Raw genomic sequence first — 19,978 nt, 5'->3', positions numbered from 1 at the left:
CGATTAATGTTGAGGTTCGATAAGTCCATACGGTTTAGCATAGATTGTTCGCAAAGTCGCCTCGCGATAGCTTGTTGGCATGAAACAGCAATCAGAATTTCGTGAGATAAACCTGACCTTTGACGAGAATATTGACGGTCGCCTCCCGGCGTGGGGCGCTGTTTTCTCGATGGCGCTGTGTGTTTTCGTCCTGATTGCATCCGAGTTTCTGCCGGTCAGTCTGCTGACCCCCATTGCCACGGATCTTGGTGTGTCGGAAGGCAGCACGGGGAAGGCGATTTCCGTCTCCGGCATCTTTGCGGTTCTGACCAGTCTCTTCATAGCCTCCTTTACCCGTAGGGTTGATCGGCGTGTCGTCGTGCTCGGCCTCACTCTGCTGCTGATGGCATCAGGGGTGGTGGTGACCTTTGCTCCGTCCTTTCCCGTTCTGATGGTCGGTCGCGCGTTGCTAGGGGTCTCGATTGGCGGATTCTGGTCGATGTCCACGTCGATCGTCATGCGCCTCGTGTCCAGAGAAGACGTACCGAAGGCTCTCGCGCTTCTGAATGCAGGAAATGCGATTGCAGCGACCGTCTCGGCTCCGCTCGGGAGCTTCCTTGGCGCCTATATCGGATGGCGCGGGGCGTTCTTTGTCGTCGTTCCGATCGGATTGCTTGCGCTGCTATGGCAATGGATCAGCCTGCCAGCACTTCCATCCAAACGAGACGGTCCGTCGCTCAACGTTTTCCGGTTGATCCTACGCCCGCCCGTCGCGGCAGGGATGACGGCTATCTTCCTTCTGTTCATGGGGCAGTTTGCGCTGTTCACGTATCTCAGACCGTTTCTCGAACAGGTCACCCGGGTCGGAATACCGACGCTGTCTCTTCTTCTGCTCCTGATGGGATTGGCCGGCGCGACCGGAACATGGGTGATTGGATCACTGGTGCAACGTCGGCTGTTCAGCATTCTGGTCATCATTCCCTTGCTGATGACCGGCATCGCTGTGTCCCTGGTCGCCTTCGGCAGCATGGAAGCGCCAGTCGCGGCGGCTATGGTGGGCTGGGGCTTTCTTGGGACGGCTGCGCCTGTGGGATGGGGCACATGGCTCACCCGCGTCCTTCCCGACGATGCCGAGGCGGGTGGCGGACTTCAGGTTGCCGTCATTCAACTGGCAATCACCGCCGGTGCATCAATTGGCGGACTGTTCTTCGACGCGTTTGGATGGCGGTCGACCTTCACGATGAGCGCGCTGATCCTGTGTGGCTCCTCACTTATGTCACTTGCCGCCTGGCGGGTGACGAGGAGGCGAACGTGACCAGAGGCCTTCTCAAACCGTACCGGCGCCAATTGCTGGCGATTGGTGCTGCGGCGCTGACTGTCCCGGGACGAGCTCTCTCGCAAACCAGGCAAAACAACAAGGAGCGAACCGACGTGAGGATCACGCTGAGCTTTGGAAATCACACGATGACAGCAACCCTTTTCGACAATCCGTCGGCGCGCGACTTCGCTTCCATGCTGCCGCTCGATCTCAAGATCGAAGACTTCAGTTCCAACGAAAAGATCGCGCATCTCCCGCGAAAGCTGACCGTCGAAGGCCATGGGCCGTTCGACAAGAGCGGCCATACGACCTCTGTTACTACATGCCATGGGGCAATCTCGCGATGTTCTTCGCCGACTACAAGCATCCCGGTTTGATCCGTCTCGGACGCTTCGATGAAGGCTATGAGGCGCTACACGTACCCGGCGAATTTTCACTACGCGTCGAACGCGTCCAATGAAAACAGACTTCAACAGCACAGGAGGCTCAGCCATGAGCAAGCAAATCGATACTCCCGAGACCTGCGACACCACCAGACGGAACCTGATGAAGGCAACGGGGCTCGCTGCAGCAGCGATCGGCATGATGCCGGCGGCCAGTGCCACGATGGCGTTCGCACAGGACAATTCGTGGGACAAGGTGTTTCCCAAGAGCGATAAAGTCGACCATCAGAAGGTTTCGTTCAGGAACCGATATGGCATCACCCTGGCAGGTGACATTTACCTGCCGAAAGATCGCGGAAGCGAGCCATTGGCGACCATCGTGATTAGCGGCCCATTTGGTGCGGTGAAGGAGCAATCATCAGGGCTTTATGCCCAGACCATGGCGGAACGGGGATTTGCCACGCTGGCGTTTGACCCGTCCTATACTGGAGAGAGCGGCGGCGAGCCTCGCAACATCTCTTCACCCGACATCAACACCGAAGACTTCAGCGCTGCGGTGGATTATGTCGGCCTGCAGTCCTATGTCGACCGCGAGCGCATCGGCGTCATCGGCATATGCGGCTGGGGTGGCATGGCGTTGAATGCCGTCGCCGCCGACAAGCGTGTCAGGGCCGTCGTCGCCAGCACGATGTATGACATGACACGCGTCATGTCGAAGGGCTACAATGACAGTGTAACACTTGAGCAGCGAACACAGTCGCTGGTGGAAATGAGCCGACAGCGTTGGGCTGATGCTGAAAAGGGTACCCCCGCCTATGGTCCGGTATCACTCGAACTGAAAGGCGGTGAGCCGCAGTTCGTCGTTGAGTATGCCGACTATTACATGACACCGCGCGGCTTTCATCCTCGAGCGATCAACTCGAACGCAGCCTGGAGCCTGACGACACCATTATCGTTCATGAACATGCCGATCCTGAGCTATATTTCGGAAATCTCCCCGCGACCGGTCCTGATCATCCACGGTGAAAAAGCCCATTCACGCTATTTCAGCGAAACTGCTTTTGCCGCGGCATCGGAACCGAAGGAGCTCCTGATCATCCCGGACGCAAACCATACCGATCTCTACGACCGCATGGACAAGATCCCGTTCGATCGGATCACGGCGTTCTTCGGTGAGCATCTGGCTTGATAGAATGGATTGCGGCGTCAGCACTGGCTGGCGCCGCAATGTTTTTACGACAGCAAAGTTTAGCAACGGTAACCGTCTTCAGCACTGAATATTCTGTTGCGGGTACACTGTGTACGCCCTTACATAAGGGCGACAATCTATCGTCACGAGGGTTTGCGGCCTCGTGTTGAAGGCCTGACGGGAACAGTCGTTCCATACTCACTCCACCATGCCGCCAACGCCTCCATTGTGGGGCCAAGCCCGCGCGCCTTCTGTGTCATCTCGTACTCGACCCGGAGCGGCACCTCGGCAAATATGGTTCGCGATATCAACCCGTCCGCTTCGAGCTCCCTGAGCTGGGCGGTTAGCATGTGCTGGGTGATGCCAGGTATGGCCTTGCGAAGCTCTCCGAACCTATAGACCCGCTCGTTGAGCAGCCACATGATTTCAAGCTTCCATTTCCCAGAAAGCATGCTGAAGGCACGGCGCATCTCGTCCTGCATCGTCGGCATTTTGCCGGTCATGGTATGTATTTCCATACTAGGGTGTCTTAATTCATCCTACTTGCATAAATCGATCTTAAACTACAACTTGCAGCAATGCATCAGAAGAGCGTGAAAAAAGCTCTTCATTCATCGTTTCAAGAAAGGCGCTGTCTGGCAGCGGCACGGTTTCTGCATGACTGCAACATATACGTATTGGATTAGCACGGCACTGTTGTCGTCGCTCTATATTGTCTCAGCCTTCATGTATCTGACGAAGCGGGATTTCGTCAGGAATGCTCAAGTCGATCTTGGCTATTCCGCCGCCCACCTCGTTCCATTCATGATCGTGGTCAAAATCCTCGGCCCGCTGGCGATCCTTTCGCGCGTCAACGTGCCGCTGAGCGATCTGGCCTATGCCGGTATTTTTTATCACCTGCTTTTGTCGGGAATGGCGCATCTGGGCGCTCGCAAACCTGCGGGTGCCATACCTGCGGTCATTGGGCTCGTCTTGCTCTTCGCCTCTTTCCTAACCCAGAACGCTGCCCGCGCTGTCCCTTCCGCCTATCTGCAGGCTCTGGGTTTCTGACAACCACACCAACAATCAAACTGAGAAATGGAGAAAATCATGGGTCGTCTTGATGGAAAAGTTGCCATTGTCACAGGTGCTGGTCGCGGCATAGGCCGGGCCACCGCCAAGTTGTTCGCCGCCGAGGGCGCGAAAGTCGCGGTTGTCTCCATCACGCCAGCCAATGTCGAGGCAGTCGTTGCCGACATCGAAGCCGCAGGCGGAACAGCGATCGCCGTGCCGTGTAATCTCGGCGACGCGAACCAGATCACTGCAGCAGTCGATAACGAGATTTTGCGATGGTGGAGCTCGACCACCCATTGAAGCGATGATTTCCTTCATCGATGCACACCGCTCGGTGCTCGGGGTCGAGCCGATTTGCAGATTGCTGCCGACTTGCCCCTTCCACCTAGAATGATGTCATCGCCAAGCGCACGGACGTCGACCGTCTGTCGCCCCGCACCCGACGCGACATTGCCATGAAGGTCGCGATACGCCGGGTGTTAAACGAGAGCTGCCAGATCTATGGCGTGCGCAAGGTCTGGCGTCAGGGTGCTGAACTTGAATCTAACTGGCTCCCCACCCCAACTGAAAACTTTTATGCGGTTATGAGACTGTATCTACCAAAGGCGGAAGCGTTAGACGGCGTTTGGATGCCGCCCTCAATCAAAGAAAACTCTCAATAAATCAAGCCGGGGGTTGGGAGGCCCATCAAATATCGGTATTCTGATACAATCAATCTATAAGCACGGTGAGGGGTTTTCTCAAAGCTTTTGCATAATGCAAAATGTGCACTCCAGTCGAAGCGTATGCGACATTGAGACGAAATGATGCATAAGCAATTGCATAATATAGAAAATTATACATAAATAACGGTGCGAATTTCTGCTGAAACAGAGGTGTATGAATGCATTATTACTCCCGCTTATCGTTTGGAATTTTGCTTTCAACCAGCACTGGCCTGTTTTCAATAAGTGAATCTTTATTGCTGCCGGATAGTGCAGTTGCAGCCTGTTCATTCTCTCCCACCATCGGAAATGACACCTATATATGCGACAGCGGGATATTTATTGGTGGTCTGACGGACACAAACGGCAATAATACATTGCTTCTGCCTCCCGGTGGCAGCGGAACAGTCAACGGTAATGTGACATTCGGTGCGGGGACGGATCGTATTGAGGTTCATTCAGGCGCGATAGCAGGCAATGTCATACAGGGCGATGGCGCAGATGCCTTTGTGATTTCTGGTGGTACAGTTACCGGGAATATTCAGCAAGGTGCTGGCATCGACGATTTTATTATGGCGGGTGGTGAGATAGGATCACTTAATCAGGGTGATGCGCTCGACACATTTTTCATGTCTGGCGGCAGGATTGTTGATGCTTTTGATGACGGTGATTATGCAGTGATGACGGGCGGGCGCATCGGCCGCGTCAATATGAAACTCGACAACAATTACTTTAATATGTCTGGCGGCACCATTGATCGTAATCTTGTTGCAGGTTTCGGCAATGACACAATCATTGTTTCAAATGGCATGATAGGCGGCAATATCAGTGTCAGCGGTGGAACCGATATCGTGACAATCACCGGTGGCACGGTGGCTGGTGATATTCTTTTAAGTTTTGGCGAAGATCAGTTCAACTGGAACAGTGGTGGTATTGTCTATGGCAACATCGATATGGGGGGCGATAATGACAGGGCAGTGCTTACCAATCTGATAGATGCCAACATGGGAGCGACGAAACGCCTGACAGGCGGCGAAGGCTTCGATGTTTTGACATTTGACAATGTCAAAACGGGAAAGGTTGACCAGTTCGATAGTTGGGAAACGATTAATGTCACCAATGACACGCGCCTTACATTCGATACCAGCCTGACTTTAGGAGATGTTGGCACCGGAACGGGCACGCTCAATATCGATGCTGCAAGCACCATTTATGGTGGATCTGCACAAAGCGGAATTAATGCGTTTTCAGCAAGCCAGCTTGTCACGGTTAATAATGCTGGCCGTATTGATCTCACCAATGGTGGGCAGAATACCAACGATACATTCACAATCAGGGGCAATTATACCGGTCAGAACGGCCTGTTGTTTGTCGATACCGTGTTGGGTGCCGATGCGTCTCCGTCCGATAAGCTGATTATAGACACAGGCAGCGCTTCCGGCTCCACCGTCATCGTTGTTAACAATGTAAGCGGCACAGGTGCCTTTACTGCATCTGATGGTATCATGGTTGTGCAGGCACTTAATGGAGCGACGACGACGAACACTGCGTTCTCGCTTAACGGAAGAGTGGCTGCCGGAGCCTATGAATATTACCTTTTTAAAGGTGGCATTTCCGCAAATAGCAATGAAAACTGGTATCTGCGTTCGGCGCTGCTAAGCGGTACTCAGCCAGCACCTACGCTCCCTGAGGAAAACCTCACGCCTGAAGTGCCCGAAACTTCTGCACCGCCACCTGAATTGGAACAACCGCCAGCTATTTTGCCAGTTGATCCCAATGACCCAGATCCGGAGGACACTTCCGACCCGGTCACCGAAAACGCACAGCAACCTGAAGCGCCACCCGCCCCGCCGCCTGCCGAGGCTGCCAACCCGCCTGGGACTTCGACAGGACAAACAGAAACGCCACAAGTCGGCTTTGAAGGTGCGGTTCCCCCATCACCGGGTGCCACCCGCGTGGAGGGTGATGTTGTCCCGCTCTATCGCACAGAGGTTCCAGTCTATTCTGCCTTGCCGCCTGTAGCACATCATCTGGCGCTGACTTCCCTTGGAACATTTCATGAGCGCCGTGGCGAGCAGGATGTGCTTAGGAGCGGTGGTTATCTGCCTTCCACCTGGGCGCGGCTCATCGGGCAGGATATGGATATGACGTGGAAAGGCACCGTTACACCAGGTATTGACGGCAAGCTGTTCGGAATTCAGGCTGGTCAGGACCTTTGGGGTCGTGAAACGGATAGTGGCCATTCTGATCGCTTTGGACTGTTCTTCGGATATGCCCGTATGACAGGGAATCTGACAGGCCAGGCTCTGGGCTGGAATAATCTGGCTGTCGGTGATTTGGAAATCACCGGGACGAGCTTTGGTGGCTACTGGACGCATATCGGTCCGCAAGGCTGGTATCTTGATGCTGTTCTTATGGGCACATGGTATGGTGGAGGTGCGAGCTCTGACGCAGGACAGAGCATTGATGTCGATGGCCAAAGCGTAACGGCTTCACTGGAAGGTGGCTATCCGATTGCACTGAACGAAACCTGGACGCTGGAACCACAGGCGCAGCTTATCTGGCAGAGCCTCTCACTTCATGATAAGGCCGATCAATATTCATCAGTATCGTTTGATTCAGACAATGCCTGGACTGGACGCATTGGAATGCGGTTACAGGGAACCGAAGATACCTCAATAGGCAAGCTGCGCCCTTATCTGAAAGCCAACCTCTGGCAAAACTTCTCGTCAGAGCAGGCAGTTTTATTTGGTGGCGATGCGATTGTAACAAACCTTAAAGGTACTTCACTGGAAGTTGGTGGTGGCTTGACACTCGACTTGACCGAGACGGTAAACCTCTATGCGACTGCCGATTATACCACCAACCTTGGAGGTGAGCGCAATCGCATTTGGGAAGGCAATATCGGGCTAGATGTGAAGTGGTGATTTTTAAACTTAGTCTGAATTTGACCCAGTTTTCCATTTCAGGATAACCCACAAGAGGACGGAAATCGATTATGATTGCAACTGGATAAATATGCTGAAGCGGATCAACGCCAAACAAAAAACTGGGTCAAATTCAGGCAAAATTCAACAACTTTACGATTGAGAGGATGTGAGATGAGCTGACGACCGATACCAAGCCCTTGCCGGGCTGGAGAAACGAAGATTCCTCCGATGAAAGTATCGAGCAGACTTATAAAGCTGATGGGCTCCTCGTCAACGCACGCCACTCAGGTCTCGGCATTAGGCAAATACTGATCTTCAATCAGCGTTCGTTGCTCAAGCAAGCGCTGTTCGCCGATAAAAGGATGAGCCAACAGGGACGCGTCAAGCCAAATGCGCGACAGCTTTTTCAAGTCTCCTTCCGGCGCATAGGGCCGGATTACAACGTCGTGGTTCTTCATAATAATTCCAAGAAGAGATATGCAAAAGGGTCCGGCACCCAAATGTTAGTGCCAGGTGAAGCCGCAAATAGCGGTCGAAATCACAAGCCTCTGCGCATATATCTCCTTCTACTCTTTGTCCGTTTCTGGGCCGCTGCCAATACTCTGTCAACGACCGACATGGGGTCAGAATCTGTTGGACCGTTAAGCGCCTCCATTCGAGACATTGCTTTACAATCTACACGCACTCCAAAGCTGCCATTCCACAAATCATGCTGTTGACGACCCTGAAAGGGTGATAGCAGCTGTTGCGCAGGGCATTCTGTTCTAGCGATGTTGAATTTCATCTGAATTTGACCCAGTTTTGTATTTGAGGTTGATCAGTCCCAGCGCATGTATCCGATTGAAACCCATGTCAATTTGCGAAATTGTATGGGTTAGTCCGAAATGGAAAACTGGCTCAAAATGAGCCGAAATTTAACATATTACGGAGGAATTGTTGAAGCATGTCTCGTGCTCTTGTGTAAGTACCAATTATTGGTACAATGATGCAAAGGAGCTATGACATGTCACGAAACACTTCAGTTAGCCTTGGTGATCATTTTGCCAGCTTCATCGATTCACAGGTGAGGGGAGGGCGCTATGGCTCTGCCAGTGATGTGGTGCGCGCAGGATTGCGTCTGTTGGAGGAACATGAAACGCGTGTTAAGTCATTACAGGATGCGCTGATCGCAGGTGAAGAGTCTGGTCCGGCGCAGCCCCTGGATCGCGAAAGCTTCCTGCACAAAATGAAGACAAAGCATGCACTTTGATCGTTATCAGCTTACACCGCTGGCAGAAGCTGATCTGGAAGAGATCTGGGTTTACACTCTACGCGAGTGGTCACTGGACCAGGCAAACATCTACATCCATGATGTGATCGATGCATTTGAAGGGTTAAAAGACGGCAGCAAGCGGGGCCGGCCGACAGACATTCGCGCTGGCTATTTCAAATATGCTGTCGGATCGCATGTGATCTATTTTCAGGAGCAGGGAAACAACCTTGTTGTCATCCGTGTCTTGCATGGGCGTATGGACGTCATGCGCCACTTGTGATGATCTGCTGCATTCAATTTTAACGCGGGGTTTTTCGAGAGATGACAATTGTTTTACATCAGATGGCTAACCTCCGATAAGAGGTACTTATCGGAGGTTAGAAGTCCACACTCGAAGCATCATAAGTGCCGAAACATAAAGGCCGTTTAGCTTAGAATTAACACTTCCTCTAGCATGAAATTCAGTTATTCAGCTTACTGCTGAGTGTATTTTTTACTGTCGTAGCTTCTTCCTGCATGAGATTCATAAACTTGGCGATCAGCCGTGCATTCTTGCTTTTTTGCGGGTGCCATAAGTGCATCGTATATGGGATTTCGACGCTGAAGCGCCGCAGCGCAACGCCCATTTCAAGATAGTCGCATGCTGTCAGAGGGTTAACGATGGAGACGCCCAATCCGGCCATGACCATTGAGCAAACACTGGCCGCGGTTGTGGTTTCAACAGAGTAGCGGCACATAATGTCGTTCTGTGCAAAGATCTCATCGACTTTGCGACGGTAAGGATCATCCTGCGAAAATGAAACGTAAGGAACGCAGTCAAAATCTTGCGGGGTTAATACGTTTTTCTGTGCCAGCGGATGATTGATTGGTAAAACACATACGAGCGATCCAACATCAATTTGCTCGTGGCAAAAGCCTTGGTACTCGAACTGTCCTTCTGTGATACCGAGATCGAAAACATTCGTCATCATCTCGTTTTGTAACGAGATTTCTTCGTGAGAATGAAGAGACAGGTGAATGCTGGTCTTCGAATTTTGTAACCTCTTTGCAACCCTTGGAATGATCGATTCCGCATAAGCCGGGATGGTTGCGATACGAAAATTTGCTGCATGATGCGTGCGTATCGCCGCCGCTGCGCGACTGATTTCGTCCATTCCAATGAACGCTCGCCGCACCACATCGTGCAGAAGAAATGCCTGATCTGTTGGTGTTAAGCGCTTGCCGAACCGAATGAAGAGATCAAAGCCAATCCGCTCTTCCATTTCACGGAGTTCGCGACTGATGGTGGGTTGCGATGTGTTCAAATGAGCCGCCGCAACAGTCATGTTCTTATTGACCATAATGGCATTGAAAACTTCAATTTGCCTCTGGTTCAGTTTTCTCATCAGCTGCATCCTCTCCATATATCAGTTTTGAATAAAAAAGAGTTTTTGAGCATTTCACAAGCATAAAAAACTTTGGAACACTGTCCTCAAAACACCCCCACAAGAATTAGGGAAAAATGGGTGACACAATGAAAACGTCTTCGTCGGTTAATCAACGGCAGCCGGACAGCACATGGTTCTCTTACAAAAACGGAGAGCTTCATGCCGAACAGGTTCGTCTTAGCGAAATTGCGCAGGATATTCCTACGCCATTTTATTGCTATTCGACGGATGCCATAAAATGGGCTTATCAAACGCTGGCGGAAGAGCTGAACAAGATTGATGTTTCGATCTGTTTCGCAGTTAAGGCAAATAGCAATATTGCTGTTTTGCGTTTGCTGGCCGAGTTGGGCTGCGGCATGGATATTGTGTCCGGTGGAGAGCTGGAGCGCGTGCTTGCAGCTGGTATTCCGGCTAAAAGCGTCATTTTTTCAGGTATCGGTAAAACGCGACAGGAAATTAGGAGAGCGCTTAAGGTTGGCGTTCATCAGATTAACGTTGAATCTGCAGCTGAATTGGACGAGATTGTTGACATCGCACGCTTTCTTAAAGTGCGTGCACCTGTTGCATTGCGGGTTAACCCGGACGTCGATGCAAAAACCCATGCCAAGATTACGACTGCAACGAAGAAGAGCAAATTTGGCGTTCCGATTGCCGAAGTGCCGAGCGTTTATGCAGCGGCTTCAAATTGTGCGGAAGTGGAACTTAAGGGTCTAGCAGTCCATGTTGGATCCCAGATGCAGGACCTTTCTCCATTCAGACATACATTCTCAACGATGTCGGATTTGGTTCGCAATTTACGCTCACAAGGTCTTGAGGTTCCGCATCTTGATCTTGGTGGCGGCATTGGAATTTCAATCGGCGAAAAGCCCGGTCCTGATATCAAAGAATATGCCGCTATCATTGCTGAAACCGTTGGCAACCTCGGCTGTAAGCTAACTGTAGAGCCCGGTCGTTGGCTGGTTGGTAGAGCAGGGCTTCTTGTGACTGAAGTCCTGTATCTGAAAGACGTCGATAGCGACGCTGTTGCTATCATTGACAGTGGAATGAATGATCTTATTCGTCCTGCACTCTATGACGCCACCCATCCGGTTATCCCGATTAATGAACCAGAACAGAATGCGAAGTCACAACATAGGATTGTTGGTCCTATTTGTGAAAGTTCAGATGACTTTGGTTACTATGATGGGCTTGGTAAACTGGCAGCCGGTGATCTGGTTGCCTTTGACTGTGCTGGTGCATACGGCGCAACCATGTCCTCCACCTACAATTCCAGAGATCTGATAGCGGAAGTGCTCGTTGAGGATGATCGTTACCGGCTCATTCGCAATCGGTTGGATATTCGGGAGCAGCTAAAAATCGAAGACAAAGGCGAATGGAAATCTGCCGTTGGCTTTTAGTCGAGCGTGGCGGAAAGCCTCGCCACTTTGAAGTTTGATGAGAAAAAAATACAAGAAAAAGGGGAATGCAATGTTACAAAAAATCAAGACCATTCTGTCGGCAAGCGTCGTCAGTTTAGTTCTGCTCGCACCAGCAATGGCATCCGACCATATGCTGCGTGTGTCATATCCTGAAGACCCCAAGACGGCCGATGTTCAAAAAACGACGGACGCCTATACTTTGCCACTTAATGTATTTGATCGATTGATTGAGGCAGAGACGACTGCTCCCGGTAAGTCAGAACTCGTTCCAAGCCTTTCAGAAAGCTGGACGGTCTCCGATGATGGTAAAGTCTACACTTTCAAGCTGCGTCAGGGCGTGCTTTTCCATAACGGTGAAGAACTGAAGGCGGACGACGTCGTCTACACTTTTGACCGTATGCTGGATCCCGCCACCAAGGCATTGAGCACTGATATTCTGGACTTTGTTGATGGTGCGACAGAGCGATTGAATGGTAGCGCCGACAAAGTGCGTGGCATTGAAGCCGTCGATGATTATACCGTCCGCATAACGCTAAAAGAGCCATATGCGGCGTTTACGGCGCTCATGGCTAGCCCACAAGCATCTATTTATAATCGCAAATTTACCGAGCCACTTGGTGATCAGTTTGGCCTTTCACCGGAAACCACCAATGGCACAGGCCCATTCGTGTTGCGCGAGTATAATCTCAATGACAACCAAATGCTTGAGGCGAATGAAGCTTACTTTAAAGGAAGACCAAAGCTTGATCGTGTTCTGGTCCGCGTTGTAGCAGATTCAGAGACCCTGCGTCTTTTGTTCGAAGCTGACGAACTGGACGTGTTCGACCTCGATTACGCAATGAGCCAGACGCCATATTTCTACGGAAGTGACAAATGGAACGAGCACATTAAGAGCGGGCCGCGCGTTGGTATGTATTATTATCATATCAATCAGGCCAACAAACCATTTGATGATCCCAAAGTGCGGAAGGCTTTCCAGATGGGGATCAACCGTCAGGAAATTCTTGATAAGAATTTCTATGGCAAGGGTAAACTCGAAAACGGTGTCATGCCACGTGGTTTGATCTGCTATTCGGATGCCACACCTATCGAATATAATCCGGAAAAGGCTAAGCAGCTTCTCGCTGAAGCTGGTTATCCGGATGGCGTCGACATTAATCTCGCGCAGGTGAGCAGCTGGTCCTCCAAATGGTCTGATATGAACCAGATCATTCAGGCACAACTTAAGAAATCTGGTTTTAATACGCAGATTAAAACGATGGATGAATCTGCTTATTTCGATTTGAGAAAAGCGGGAAAGATCGACAATTACACGCAGACCTGGTCGGCAGACTTCAACGATCCTGATAATTTCTTTTACACGTTTTTCAGCAAAAGCGGTACGGGCGTTCGTGGTTTCAACAATAACGACCCTAAAGTGTTTGACGATGTCGAGAAAGCCCGCGTTATCACCGATCCGGCAGAACGGTGTGCAGTTTATCAAAAGCTAACAGAGCAAATTGTTCAGGACGATGCCGCTTGGGTTCCGTTGTTTAGCCTCGACCATAATTATGTGGTCCAGCCAAGGGTCAAGAATTTTACGATCCCTTGGAATGGCTGGAGCGACATGAGCTATTATAAGACCGAAGTCGAATAAGGCTTTTAGAGCACGTTGCTGCGGCAAGGCTGACTGCAACGGGCTCTGGTCGTTCTTCACATGCCGTTTTGGAAAGTAGTTGGCCAGAAAAATATCGCGGACCAACAACTGCCATTGGTTAATTACGCCGCAAATGCTGTTGGCGCATTGTAAAGGAACTCCTTGCGATGCTGAATTTTGTTATTAAGCGCATCGCGATTTCGATCCCTGTGTTGATCGGAATTACTGCGTTGCTGTTCATCATGCTGAATGTCATACCCGGTGATCCTGTCGCCCTTCTGATGAAGGAACATGCAAGCCCGGACGTGATCGCACGCGTGCGTGCGCAGATGCATCTCGATGATCCACTGATAACGCGCTATTTTCGTTTCCTCTTCGCCGCAGTGCAGGGCGATCTTGGTACGTCGATTAAGCTCAATCGCAGCGTCACTACGCTTATTACGAATGCTTTCCCAAACACATTGCTGCTTGCTGCATGTGCTGCGGTGGTGTCGTGGATGATAGGTATCCCTGCTGGAATTATTTCTGCTGTGCGCCGCGATACAATGGTTGACCATTTTTTCATGGGCTTCTCGTTGCTCGGCGTTTCGATGCCGATCTTCTGGTCGGCTCTTTTGATGCAATATGTGTTTGCGGTTCAGCTCAAATGGCTGCCGGTGTCAGGCTTCTATGGCTATCAATATGTCATCATGCCGGCACTTGTTTTGGGGTGGAGTTCGGCAGGCGTTATTGCGCGTTTAACCCGCTCAAGTTTGCTTGAAGTTATGCGCCACGATTACATTCGCACAGCGCGTGCGAAAGGCCTGCATGAGACCTTTGTTATCACCCGACATGCGCTAAAGAACTCGCTCATTCCGGTTGTAACCATCATGGCTATTCAGGTGGCGAGCCTCTTGTCTGGTGCCGTTATTACCGAAGCAATTTTTGGCATTCCTGGAGTTGGGCGCATTTCCGTCAGTGCAATTCAAGCGCGTGACATGCCGCTGCTGCAAGGGTCGGTATTGTTTGCAACTGTCCTCGTCATTCTGGGCAATTTGCTCGCGGATATACTTTACTCCGTCCTCGACCCTCGCATCCGTAATCAAATGAAGGGTGGCTCGAAATGACGCAAATCGCACAAGTTGTTCAGAATGTTGATGAGCAGATTCACGATGCGCAAAGCGACAGCTTTCTCAGTGATACGATCCGCAGTTTCAAAAGAAATAAGAAAGCAATGATAGGTCTTTTCGTCATTGCGGCCCTTGTTTTTATAGCAATTTTTATCCCATGGCTCAGCCCGCATGACCCTTATCGTGTAGAGTTGGACGAACAATTGTTACCGCCATCTTTGACCTACTGGCTGGGTACAGATAATTTCGGCCGCGATTTGTTGACGCGAATTCTTTACGGCGCACGCATTTCTTTGCTGGTTGGTATTATTCCAAGCATGATCGCATTGATCCTTGGCACTATCATGGGGGTAATCAGTGGCTTCTTTGGTGGGCGCGTCGATTTCGTTATTATGCGCTTGGCCGATATGATGATTTCCTTTCCGTCGCTTCTGCTTGCGATGGTGGTGATGTACACTTTAGGGGCAAACCTTTTTAATATCTTCATCGCTTTGAGCCTGGTTGGTTGGGCAGGCGTTGCCCGCGTCGTGCGTTCACAAACTTTGGCAGTGCGCGAAAAGGAATTTATCGAGGCGGCTCGTGCGAATGGCACATCTAAGTCGGTTATCATGTTCCGGCATATATTTCCTAATGTCGTGCCGACGTTAATCGTGCTTTTTTCACTCAGCATTCCCGAAGCCATTATGTGGGAGTCGAGCCTTAGCTTTCTTGGTGTCGGTGTTCAGCCGCCAGAGGCAAGCTGGGGGCTGCTGGTAGCAAAAGGCAAGGAGTATCTTTTTGCCGCGCCCTTGGTTGCCATCATGCCCGGCGTTGCCATTCTCATAACCGTTCTCGCGTTCAACTTCATCGGTGATGGTCTGCGTGATTCGCTTGACCCTTACATGAAAGATTGAGGCTCAAGTCATGTCGAACAGCGATATTCTTCTCAAAGTACGTAATCTCTGCACCGATTTTAAAAAGCAAAATGGCTCAGTGCGCATTCTTGACCATGTTTCCTTTGACGTCGGTCGGGGAAAAATAGTCGGGCTTGTCGGAGAGTCTGGTTCTGGGAAAAGCATGACCTCGCTTTCCTTGATGGGGTTGGTGCAAACGCCTCCCGGTAAGGTGACAGCAGACAGTGTCACGTTGAATGGCTCGGATTTGAGTAAACTCAAGCCGGATGAAATGCGCCGCAAGCGCGGCCGCGAAATTGCGATGGTCTTTCAGGAGCCGATGACGGCGCTAAACCCTGTGAAGACAATGCTTCAACAAGTCGGCGAGCCACTCGCAATTCAAGGACAGTTGAGCAAACGTGAAATCCGCAAAAAAGTTCTGCAGATGTTTGAAATGGTCGGAATTCCGGAACCAGAAGCGCGTTTGAGTGCCTATCCACACGAGCTATCCGGCGGGCTTCGTCAGCGCGCAGCCATTGCCATGGGGCTAATCTGTGAGCCAAAGTTGCTGATCGCAGATGAACCCACCACAGCGCTGGATGTAACCACACAGGCACAAATTCTTCGATTGATGCTTGAACTGCGCGACCGGGCATCAACGGCAATTCTGCTGATCACCCATGATCTTGGCATTATCGCTGAGATGTGTGACGAGGTGAATGTGATGTATGCGGGCCAAATTGTCGAGCAGGCAAATGTGTTTGACCTTTTTGACAGACCTTCCCACCCATACACACGTGGTCTTTTGGCTTCGATACCCAAGGCGACGGAACGACCAACGGGCAATCGTCTCAATAGTATCAAAGGTATGGTGCCCAATCTGGCTCACTTGCCGAAAGGCTGTCGCTTTAGCCCGCGCTGTGCAGACGCAATGCCAATCTGTCACGTGCAATCACCCGATATTTTCGACATCAGAAACGGACATAAAGCCCGTTGCTGGCTTCATGAGAGAAAAGGAGTGGCAGCATGAGTGAGGCTTTAATTTCCACCAAAGACGTAAGCAAATACTATCATATCAAGAGCGGATTTTTCACATCAAAGGAAAAGGTTGTCCGCGCGGTCGATGGTATTACGCTTGATATATACGAGCGCGAAACCTTTGCGCTTGTTGGAGAGTCTGGTTGCGGCAAGACAACCCTTGGACGCGTTATTTTGCGGCTTTTGGAAAAAAGCAGTGGTGGCATTCGTTATCGCGGGCAGGACCTGCACGATTTGGACGACGATGCGATGCGATCCTTACGCAAGAAGCTCCAAATCGTTTTTCAAGATCCTTATGCGTCGCTCAATCCCCGTATGCGTATAAAGCATATCCTTGCAGAGCCTTTGCGTGCACACAAGTATGGCTCGTCTGAACAGATCGACGCAAGATGTCGGGAATTGCTGGAAATGGTCGGCCTTCGCGCCGATCTTCTGAACCATTATCCGCATCAGTTCAGTGGCGGGCAGCGCCAGCGCATTGGCATCGCACGCGCACTTGCCAATAACCCTGAATTTATCGTGTGTGACGAAGCCGTGTCGGCACTTGATGTTTCAATTCAGGCGCAGGTTCTTAATCTTCTGAGTGACTTACAGGAGAAAATGAAGCTCACCTATTTGTTCATTACCCATGATTTGAGCGTCGTGCGGCAATTTGCAGATCGCGTAGGGGTGATGTTTTTAGGTCGTCTTGTGGAAGTTGGTACAACGGAAGAGCTTTTTACAAATCCGCGTCATCCCTATACCATGTTCCTGATTTCTGCTGTTCCGCGTCCTGATCCGCATCAGAGAAAACGTGAAAAGTTGATTTTAAAGGGTGACATACCAAGTCCGATGAACTTACCTTCGGGTTGTCGGTTCCACACACGCTGCCCTTATGTGCAGGATATTTGCCGTGTGGAAGACCCCGTTTTGGAAATGCATCAAGCGAGAAGTGTGGCGTGCCACTTTCCGTTGAACGAGAGTGCTATGCTATCCATGTAAGAGTGCCCTCTATAACATGGTGGCGTATCGACGATGATGACTTATGGCTGAAGAGTAGAATAATGGACCTTTTGATCAAAAAAGTGGCTGATAATCTCTGGCATGCACAGTTCGGCGACAAGATTTGGCGCTGTGCCGTTGGCAGAGGTGGTATTCAGCAACATAAGGAAGAAGGGGACGGTGTAAGCCCCGTTGGGGGTTGGCCTCTCCGCCGTTTATTTTACCGAGCAGATCGCATTTCAAAGCCGGAAACAGTCATTGATTGTCGTGAAATGACCGCTCTTGATGGATGGTGTGACGATCCTGCAAGCCCTGCTTATAATAAGCATGTGACTTTGCCTTTTGCGGCACGGCATGAAGTTTTCTGGATGGAACACGATATTTACGACTGCGTTGTGGTTCTAGGGCACAATGACAGTCCAATTGTTCCCGGTGCGGGCAGCGCAATATTTCTGCATATCGCAAGGCCGGAATATACACCGACTGCAGGTTGCGCAGCGTTAAGCAAGGAAGATCTCTTAGAGTTTCTGAAACTGGCGCAAAAGGATACATATCTGCAATTTCTTGATAGATAACCCAGCTATTCAAATCACCATTGTCTTATTATCTATGGCTGGTTGTGTTGTAAAATGGATTTGAACCGAGAATGCCTACCTGTCGCGGCTCGAACTTGCGGCGAAGTTCACCTCGAATAAGGTGTCGGAAGTATCTAATCCCCATCGCCCGTTCGCCCCGGAGGAGATCAAACGCCGCACTCGAAATGCGGCGTGGGGGTAACTCCACCGTGGGTTCGAATCCCACCCTCTCCGCCATTTTATTTATGAAATCAAATAGTTAAACGAAATGCAGCTTACTCGTGTAGCGATCTTTATGCGGCCCAGCGTTTGTCTCCAATAAAGGGCCACGCTCAAGGCACGTCCTCACGCGATCATCTCAAATGGCTTGAACTCTTGGATCTCGCTACGCGCTGCCTGGAGGTGGCTTTTCTTAAGCAATCTGTATAAATTTCGATCTTGCGATTTTTGGGGGCATTTCGATGGGTGATCGTGACGTTGTAGTTTCCGGTAGTTTTAATACGCGTGATTTGGGCGGATACCGCACAAAGCATGGTGATCTGGCCTGGCGAAAGACTTTTCGGTCTGGAAACATGGCTCATGTGGATCAGTCGGGAATAGCCGCGTTAAAGCAATTAGGTGTAACGCGCGTTATTGATCTTCGAAGCCAAAAAGAAAGAGACGCCGAGCCTGATACCTTTGGCTCTGCTGACGGCATCGAGTTGATTGCCATTTCACTCTTTGACGACCTCAACCCTCAACAACTGCCGCAAGGCAACGCGCTACTTGATCTCTATATTCATGCGCTAGAAACTCAGGGCTCCGTATTTGTAGACGTATTGAGCAAAGTTGCTGACTGCTCTGGCGGTGCTTTGTTTCACTGCACGGCGGGTAAAGATCGAACCGGACTGATCGCCGCTTTGTTGCTGTCATTGTCCGGCGTAAGTCATGCCGACATTGTTGAGGATTATGCACTGACAGCGGACCGCCTCGGCCCCTTACTCCAGACCATTGAAAAGACGGCTCAGGCTTTTAATTTGAGCAAGGCCGATTATATGCCGATGCTCGAATGCAATCCGTCGACCATGAACAAAACACTGAAGTGGCTTGACCACGGCTTTAACGGTGCCGAAGGCTATGTAAGGTCGCATGGTTTAACAGATGCTAACCTTCAAAATCTTCAAAGCCGCTGGCTTTTAACTTAGTCTCTGGAAATAATAGTTTAATCGGCATGGCACCCGAAATGAAAAGATATTCCAGATAAAATTCAAAGAACAGAATTGTTCCCCGTGTGAGTATCTTGATGCAGCAGATCGACCGCTCATATCTCTGTCCGAAGGATGTGGCCTAGGCTTACGGCTTCTTTTTGAATAGGCTTCATCAATAAGCCAACACCCCATTGAACAATTTCAAAATCAATCTGCAAAAAAGGACCTTTGTTCAGACTCCGTTCCTTGTAAGAAGTTAATTGCGAATAGTTTTTCAAGTGTCGCGGGTCCTATACCTGGAAGTCTACCCAATTGACTAATTTGACAAGTCTTACCGTCAACTATTGCATTGATCAGAATATCCAGCCTTGCCTTGGTTATACCAGTCAAAGTGGATAGCTCAACAATACCTTTTGCGCGAACAAAATTTGCAAGTTTGTCATAAAGATCATCACCAGCTTCTGGATCGTATTCGTATATTTCTACATCTAAGTCTTCGAGTGGCAACAGATACTGTTTTAGTAAATTTCGTGAAATCTCGGGCGCCAAGCCACCTTTATCAGCCCCCAATAATGGAAAAGCTATCGACGTTATATTTTTTTCTTTGTAAGTAGCAACGAACTTCTGAAGCCCTTTTTCCAAATACTCAACCTTTGAGGGGTATTTCCAATCAACTTTCGTCGGAAAATTCAAAACCTGTGGTCGCGCTGACTTGTAAAGCCACAGGATTCCCGGTTTCAATTTTCTATCCTTGCAAAGTTCAACATAGCGGTCATACATGTTCGGCAGACGAAGTCTGAACTCTAGAGCTATACCGGCCCCCATCACGCCAACACAGTTCACTGTATTAACAATAGTTTGAGCCTTAGTAGTAAAAATATTTCCCTTAATTTCTCTGATACTCAATCCTTAGAACCTCTATATAAA

The 19,978-nt window shown here is 50.2% G+C and carries 20 protein-coding genes, 3 pseudogenes and 1 other annotated feature; of the genes and pseudogenes, 18 read left to right on the top strand and 5 right to left on the bottom strand.

Annotation, left to right across the window (positions count from 1 at the left end):
* Nucleotides 1-106 precede the first annotated feature (106 nt).
* The 3 genes and pseudogenes from ACOZHT_RS19990 (at nucleotide 107) to ACOZHT_RS19980 (ending at nucleotide 2,869) form a co-directional block, all read left to right on the top strand.
* Nucleotides 107-1,294 carry an MFS transporter gene (locus tag ACOZHT_RS19990; protein ID WP_421566385.1) on the top strand — a complete coding sequence of 396 codons (1,188 nt, stop codon included), beginning with the start codon at nucleotides 107-109 and terminating at the stop codon, nucleotides 1,292-1,294.
* A pseudogene (locus tag ACOZHT_RS19985) lies at nucleotides 1,291-1,757 on the top strand (cyclophilin-like fold protein). Before ACOZHT_RS19990 ends, ACOZHT_RS19985 begins: the two are co-directional and overlap by 4 nt.
* A 32-nt stretch (nucleotides 1,758-1,789) precedes the next feature.
* Nucleotides 1,790-2,869 (top strand): alpha/beta hydrolase, encoded by a 1,080-nt coding sequence (locus ACOZHT_RS19980; protein ID WP_421566356.1) that lies wholly within the window; start codon nucleotides 1,790-1,792, stop codon nucleotides 2,867-2,869.
* Between the two features lie 143 nt (nucleotides 2,870-3,012).
* Here the strand turns inward: ACOZHT_RS19980 and ACOZHT_RS19975 are convergent, their stop codons facing one another.
* The gene (locus ACOZHT_RS19975) at nucleotides 3,013-3,372 is read right to left on the bottom strand and encodes a winged helix-turn-helix transcriptional regulator (RefSeq protein ID WP_421566355.1); all 360 of its coding nucleotides are present in this window, start codon (nucleotides 3,370-3,372) and stop codon (nucleotides 3,013-3,015) included.
* A 154-nt stretch (nucleotides 3,373-3,526) separates the two neighbouring features.
* Between ACOZHT_RS19975 and ACOZHT_RS19970 the strand changes: the two genes are divergently transcribed.
* The 5 genes and pseudogenes from ACOZHT_RS19970 (at nucleotide 3,527) to ACOZHT_RS19950 (ending at nucleotide 7,553) form a co-directional block, all read left to right on the top strand.
* Nucleotides 3,527-3,919, top strand: a complete 393-nt coding sequence (locus ACOZHT_RS19970; protein ID WP_421566354.1) for a DoxX family protein — start codon at nucleotides 3,527-3,529, stop codon at nucleotides 3,917-3,919.
* Nucleotides 3,920-3,958: 39 nt separating this feature from the next.
* Nucleotides 3,959-4,183 (top strand): annotated as a pseudogene (locus ACOZHT_RS19965) (SDR family NAD(P)-dependent oxidoreductase); the annotation flags it as partial.
* A 4-nt stretch (nucleotides 4,184-4,187) separates the two neighbouring features.
* Nucleotides 4,188-4,302: a sequence feature (AL1L pseudoknot), on the top strand.
* Nucleotides 4,191-4,449: pseudogene (locus ACOZHT_RS19960) on the top strand (IS3 family transposase); the annotation flags it as partial. (Overlaps the previous feature by 112 nt.)
* Nucleotides 4,429-4,584, top strand: a complete 156-nt coding sequence (locus ACOZHT_RS19955) for a DUF1214 domain-containing protein (protein ID WP_421566384.1) — start codon at nucleotides 4,429-4,431, stop codon at nucleotides 4,582-4,584. The pseudogene ACOZHT_RS19960 and the gene ACOZHT_RS19955, both read left to right, overlap by 21 nt.
* 221 nt (nucleotides 4,585-4,805) lie before the next feature.
* Entirely contained in the window at nucleotides 4,806-7,553 is a 2,748-nt protein-coding gene (locus tag ACOZHT_RS19950; protein ID WP_421566353.1) for an autotransporter domain-containing protein, read from the top strand.
* Between the two features lie 104 nt (nucleotides 7,554-7,657).
* Here the strand turns inward: ACOZHT_RS19950 and ACOZHT_RS19945 are convergent, their stop codons facing one another.
* Both ACOZHT_RS19945 and ACOZHT_RS19940 read right to left on the bottom strand, forming a co-directional pair.
* The gene (locus tag ACOZHT_RS19945) at nucleotides 7,658-7,840 is read right to left on the bottom strand and encodes a GNAT family N-acetyltransferase (protein WP_421566352.1); all 183 of its coding nucleotides are present in this window, start codon (nucleotides 7,838-7,840) and stop codon (nucleotides 7,658-7,660) included.
* Entirely contained in the window at nucleotides 7,841-8,014 is a 174-nt protein-coding gene (locus ACOZHT_RS19940) for a hypothetical protein (RefSeq protein WP_421566351.1), read from the bottom strand.
* 545 nt (nucleotides 8,015-8,559) lie between these two features.
* On the opposite strand from ACOZHT_RS19940, the gene ACOZHT_RS19935 reads away from it, so the two are divergent.
* Both ACOZHT_RS19935 and ACOZHT_RS19930 read left to right on the top strand, forming a co-directional pair.
* Nucleotides 8,560-8,805, top strand: coding sequence for a type II toxin-antitoxin system ParD family antitoxin (locus tag ACOZHT_RS19935; protein WP_421566350.1), 246 nt, complete (start codon nucleotides 8,560-8,562; stop codon nucleotides 8,803-8,805).
* Nucleotides 8,795-9,088 carry a type II toxin-antitoxin system RelE/ParE family toxin gene (locus ACOZHT_RS19930; protein ID WP_421566349.1) on the top strand — a complete coding sequence of 98 codons (294 nt, stop codon included), beginning with the start codon at nucleotides 8,795-8,797 and terminating at the stop codon, nucleotides 9,086-9,088. Before ACOZHT_RS19935 ends, ACOZHT_RS19930 begins: the two co-directional genes overlap by 11 nt.
* A 181-nt stretch (nucleotides 9,089-9,269) precedes the next feature.
* Here ACOZHT_RS19930 and ACOZHT_RS19925 read toward each other — a convergent pair whose 3' ends face one another.
* Nucleotides 9,270-10,193: a LysR family transcriptional regulator gene (locus ACOZHT_RS19925; RefSeq protein ID WP_339515328.1), complete on the bottom strand. Its 924-nt coding sequence runs from the start codon at nucleotides 10,191-10,193 to the stop codon at nucleotides 9,270-9,272.
* A gap of 128 nt (nucleotides 10,194-10,321) precedes the next feature.
* Between ACOZHT_RS19925 and lysA the strand changes: the two genes are divergently transcribed.
* The 8 genes from lysA (at nucleotide 10,322) to ACOZHT_RS19885 (ending at nucleotide 19,048) form a co-directional block, all read left to right on the top strand.
* Nucleotides 10,322-11,632 (top strand): diaminopimelate decarboxylase, encoded by a 1,311-nt coding sequence (gene lysA, locus ACOZHT_RS19920; protein WP_339515330.1) that lies wholly within the window; start codon nucleotides 10,322-10,324, stop codon nucleotides 11,630-11,632.
* A gap of 70 nt (nucleotides 11,633-11,702) precedes the next feature.
* Nucleotides 11,703-13,289, top strand: coding sequence for an ABC transporter substrate-binding protein (locus ACOZHT_RS19915; RefSeq protein ID WP_421566348.1), 1,587 nt, complete (start codon nucleotides 11,703-11,705; stop codon nucleotides 13,287-13,289).
* A gap of 167 nt (nucleotides 13,290-13,456) precedes the next feature.
* Nucleotides 13,457-14,395, top strand: a complete 939-nt coding sequence (locus ACOZHT_RS19910; RefSeq protein ID WP_339515334.1) for an ABC transporter permease — start codon at nucleotides 13,457-13,459, stop codon at nucleotides 14,393-14,395.
* Nucleotides 14,392-15,291, top strand: coding sequence for an ABC transporter permease (locus ACOZHT_RS19905; protein WP_339515336.1), 900 nt, complete (start codon nucleotides 14,392-14,394; stop codon nucleotides 15,289-15,291). The genes ACOZHT_RS19910 and ACOZHT_RS19905 overlap by 4 nt, the downstream gene beginning before the upstream one ends.
* A gap of 10 nt (nucleotides 15,292-15,301) precedes the next feature.
* The gene (locus tag ACOZHT_RS19900; protein WP_421566347.1) at nucleotides 15,302-16,300 is read left to right on the top strand and encodes an ABC transporter ATP-binding protein; all 999 of its coding nucleotides are present in this window, start codon (nucleotides 15,302-15,304) and stop codon (nucleotides 16,298-16,300) included.
* Complete coding sequence (locus ACOZHT_RS19895; RefSeq protein ID WP_339515340.1) at nucleotides 16,297-17,289, top strand: ABC transporter ATP-binding protein; 993 nt, start codon at nucleotides 16,297-16,299, stop codon at nucleotides 17,287-17,289. Before ACOZHT_RS19900 ends, ACOZHT_RS19895 begins: the two co-directional genes overlap by 4 nt.
* Nucleotides 17,290-17,351: 62 nt before the next feature.
* Nucleotides 17,352-17,864, top strand: coding sequence for a L,D-transpeptidase family protein (locus ACOZHT_RS19890; protein WP_339515342.1), 513 nt, complete (start codon nucleotides 17,352-17,354; stop codon nucleotides 17,862-17,864).
* Nucleotides 17,865-18,325: 461 nt separating this feature from the next.
* Nucleotides 18,326-19,048: a tyrosine-protein phosphatase gene (locus ACOZHT_RS19885; RefSeq protein WP_421566346.1), complete on the top strand. Its 723-nt coding sequence runs from the start codon at nucleotides 18,326-18,328 to the stop codon at nucleotides 19,046-19,048.
* A gap of 210 nt (nucleotides 19,049-19,258) precedes the next feature.
* On the opposite strand, the gene ACOZHT_RS19880 is transcribed toward ACOZHT_RS19885, so the two are convergent.
* The gene (locus ACOZHT_RS19880; RefSeq protein WP_421566345.1) at nucleotides 19,259-19,957 is read right to left on the bottom strand and encodes a macro domain-containing protein; all 699 of its coding nucleotides are present in this window, start codon (nucleotides 19,955-19,957) and stop codon (nucleotides 19,259-19,261) included.
* Between the last annotated feature and the right edge of the window lie 21 nt (nucleotides 19,958-19,978).

This window comes from Ochrobactrum sp. EDr1-4 (assembly GCF_049199085.1).
In the GTDB taxonomy this organism is placed as follows: Bacteria; Pseudomonadota; Alphaproteobacteria; order Rhizobiales; family Rhizobiaceae; genus Brucella.
The sequence above is the reverse complement of the archived record's forward strand: the minus strand, read 5'-3'. Positions and strand labels throughout refer to the sequence as shown.

Excerpts from the sequence above, each read along its gene's own strand:
- ACOZHT_RS19980 (WP_421566356.1), top strand. The coding sequence starts at position 1,790 with ATGAGCAAGCAAATCGATACTCCCGAGACCTGCGACACCACCAGACGG.
- ACOZHT_RS19975 (WP_421566355.1), bottom strand. The coding sequence starts at position 3,372 with ATGACCGGCAAAATGCCGACGATGCAGGACGAGATGCGCCGTGCCTTC.
- ACOZHT_RS19970 (WP_421566354.1), top strand. The coding sequence starts at position 3,527 with ATGACTGCAACATATACGTATTGGATTAGCACGGCACTGTTGTCGTCG.
- ACOZHT_RS19950 (WP_421566353.1), top strand. The coding sequence starts at position 4,806 with ATGCATTATTACTCCCGCTTATCGTTTGGAATTTTGCTTTCAACCAGC.
- ACOZHT_RS19940 (WP_421566351.1), bottom strand. The coding sequence starts at position 8,014 with ATGAAGAACCACGACGTTGTAATCCGGCCCTATGCGCCGGAAGGAGAC.
- ACOZHT_RS19935 (WP_421566350.1), top strand. The coding sequence starts at position 8,560 with ATGTCACGAAACACTTCAGTTAGCCTTGGTGATCATTTTGCCAGCTTC.
- ACOZHT_RS19930 (WP_421566349.1), top strand. The coding sequence starts at position 8,795 with ATGCACTTTGATCGTTATCAGCTTACACCGCTGGCAGAAGCTGATCTG.
- ACOZHT_RS19925 (WP_339515328.1), bottom strand. The coding sequence starts at position 10,193 with ATGAGAAAACTGAACCAGAGGCAAATTGAAGTTTTCAATGCCATTATG.
- lysA (WP_339515330.1), top strand. The coding sequence starts at position 10,322 with ATGAAAACGTCTTCGTCGGTTAATCAACGGCAGCCGGACAGCACATGG.
- ACOZHT_RS19915 (WP_421566348.1), top strand. The coding sequence starts at position 11,703 with ATGTTACAAAAAATCAAGACCATTCTGTCGGCAAGCGTCGTCAGTTTA.
- ACOZHT_RS19910 (WP_339515334.1), top strand. The coding sequence starts at position 13,457 with ATGCTGAATTTTGTTATTAAGCGCATCGCGATTTCGATCCCTGTGTTG.
- ACOZHT_RS19905 (WP_339515336.1), top strand. The coding sequence starts at position 14,392 with ATGACGCAAATCGCACAAGTTGTTCAGAATGTTGATGAGCAGATTCAC.
- ACOZHT_RS19900 (WP_421566347.1), top strand. The coding sequence starts at position 15,302 with ATGTCGAACAGCGATATTCTTCTCAAAGTACGTAATCTCTGCACCGAT.
- ACOZHT_RS19895 (WP_339515340.1), top strand. The coding sequence starts at position 16,297 with ATGAGTGAGGCTTTAATTTCCACCAAAGACGTAAGCAAATACTATCAT.
- ACOZHT_RS19890 (WP_339515342.1), top strand. The coding sequence starts at position 17,352 with ATGGACCTTTTGATCAAAAAAGTGGCTGATAATCTCTGGCATGCACAG.
- ACOZHT_RS19885 (WP_421566346.1), top strand. The coding sequence starts at position 18,326 with ATGGGTGATCGTGACGTTGTAGTTTCCGGTAGTTTTAATACGCGTGAT.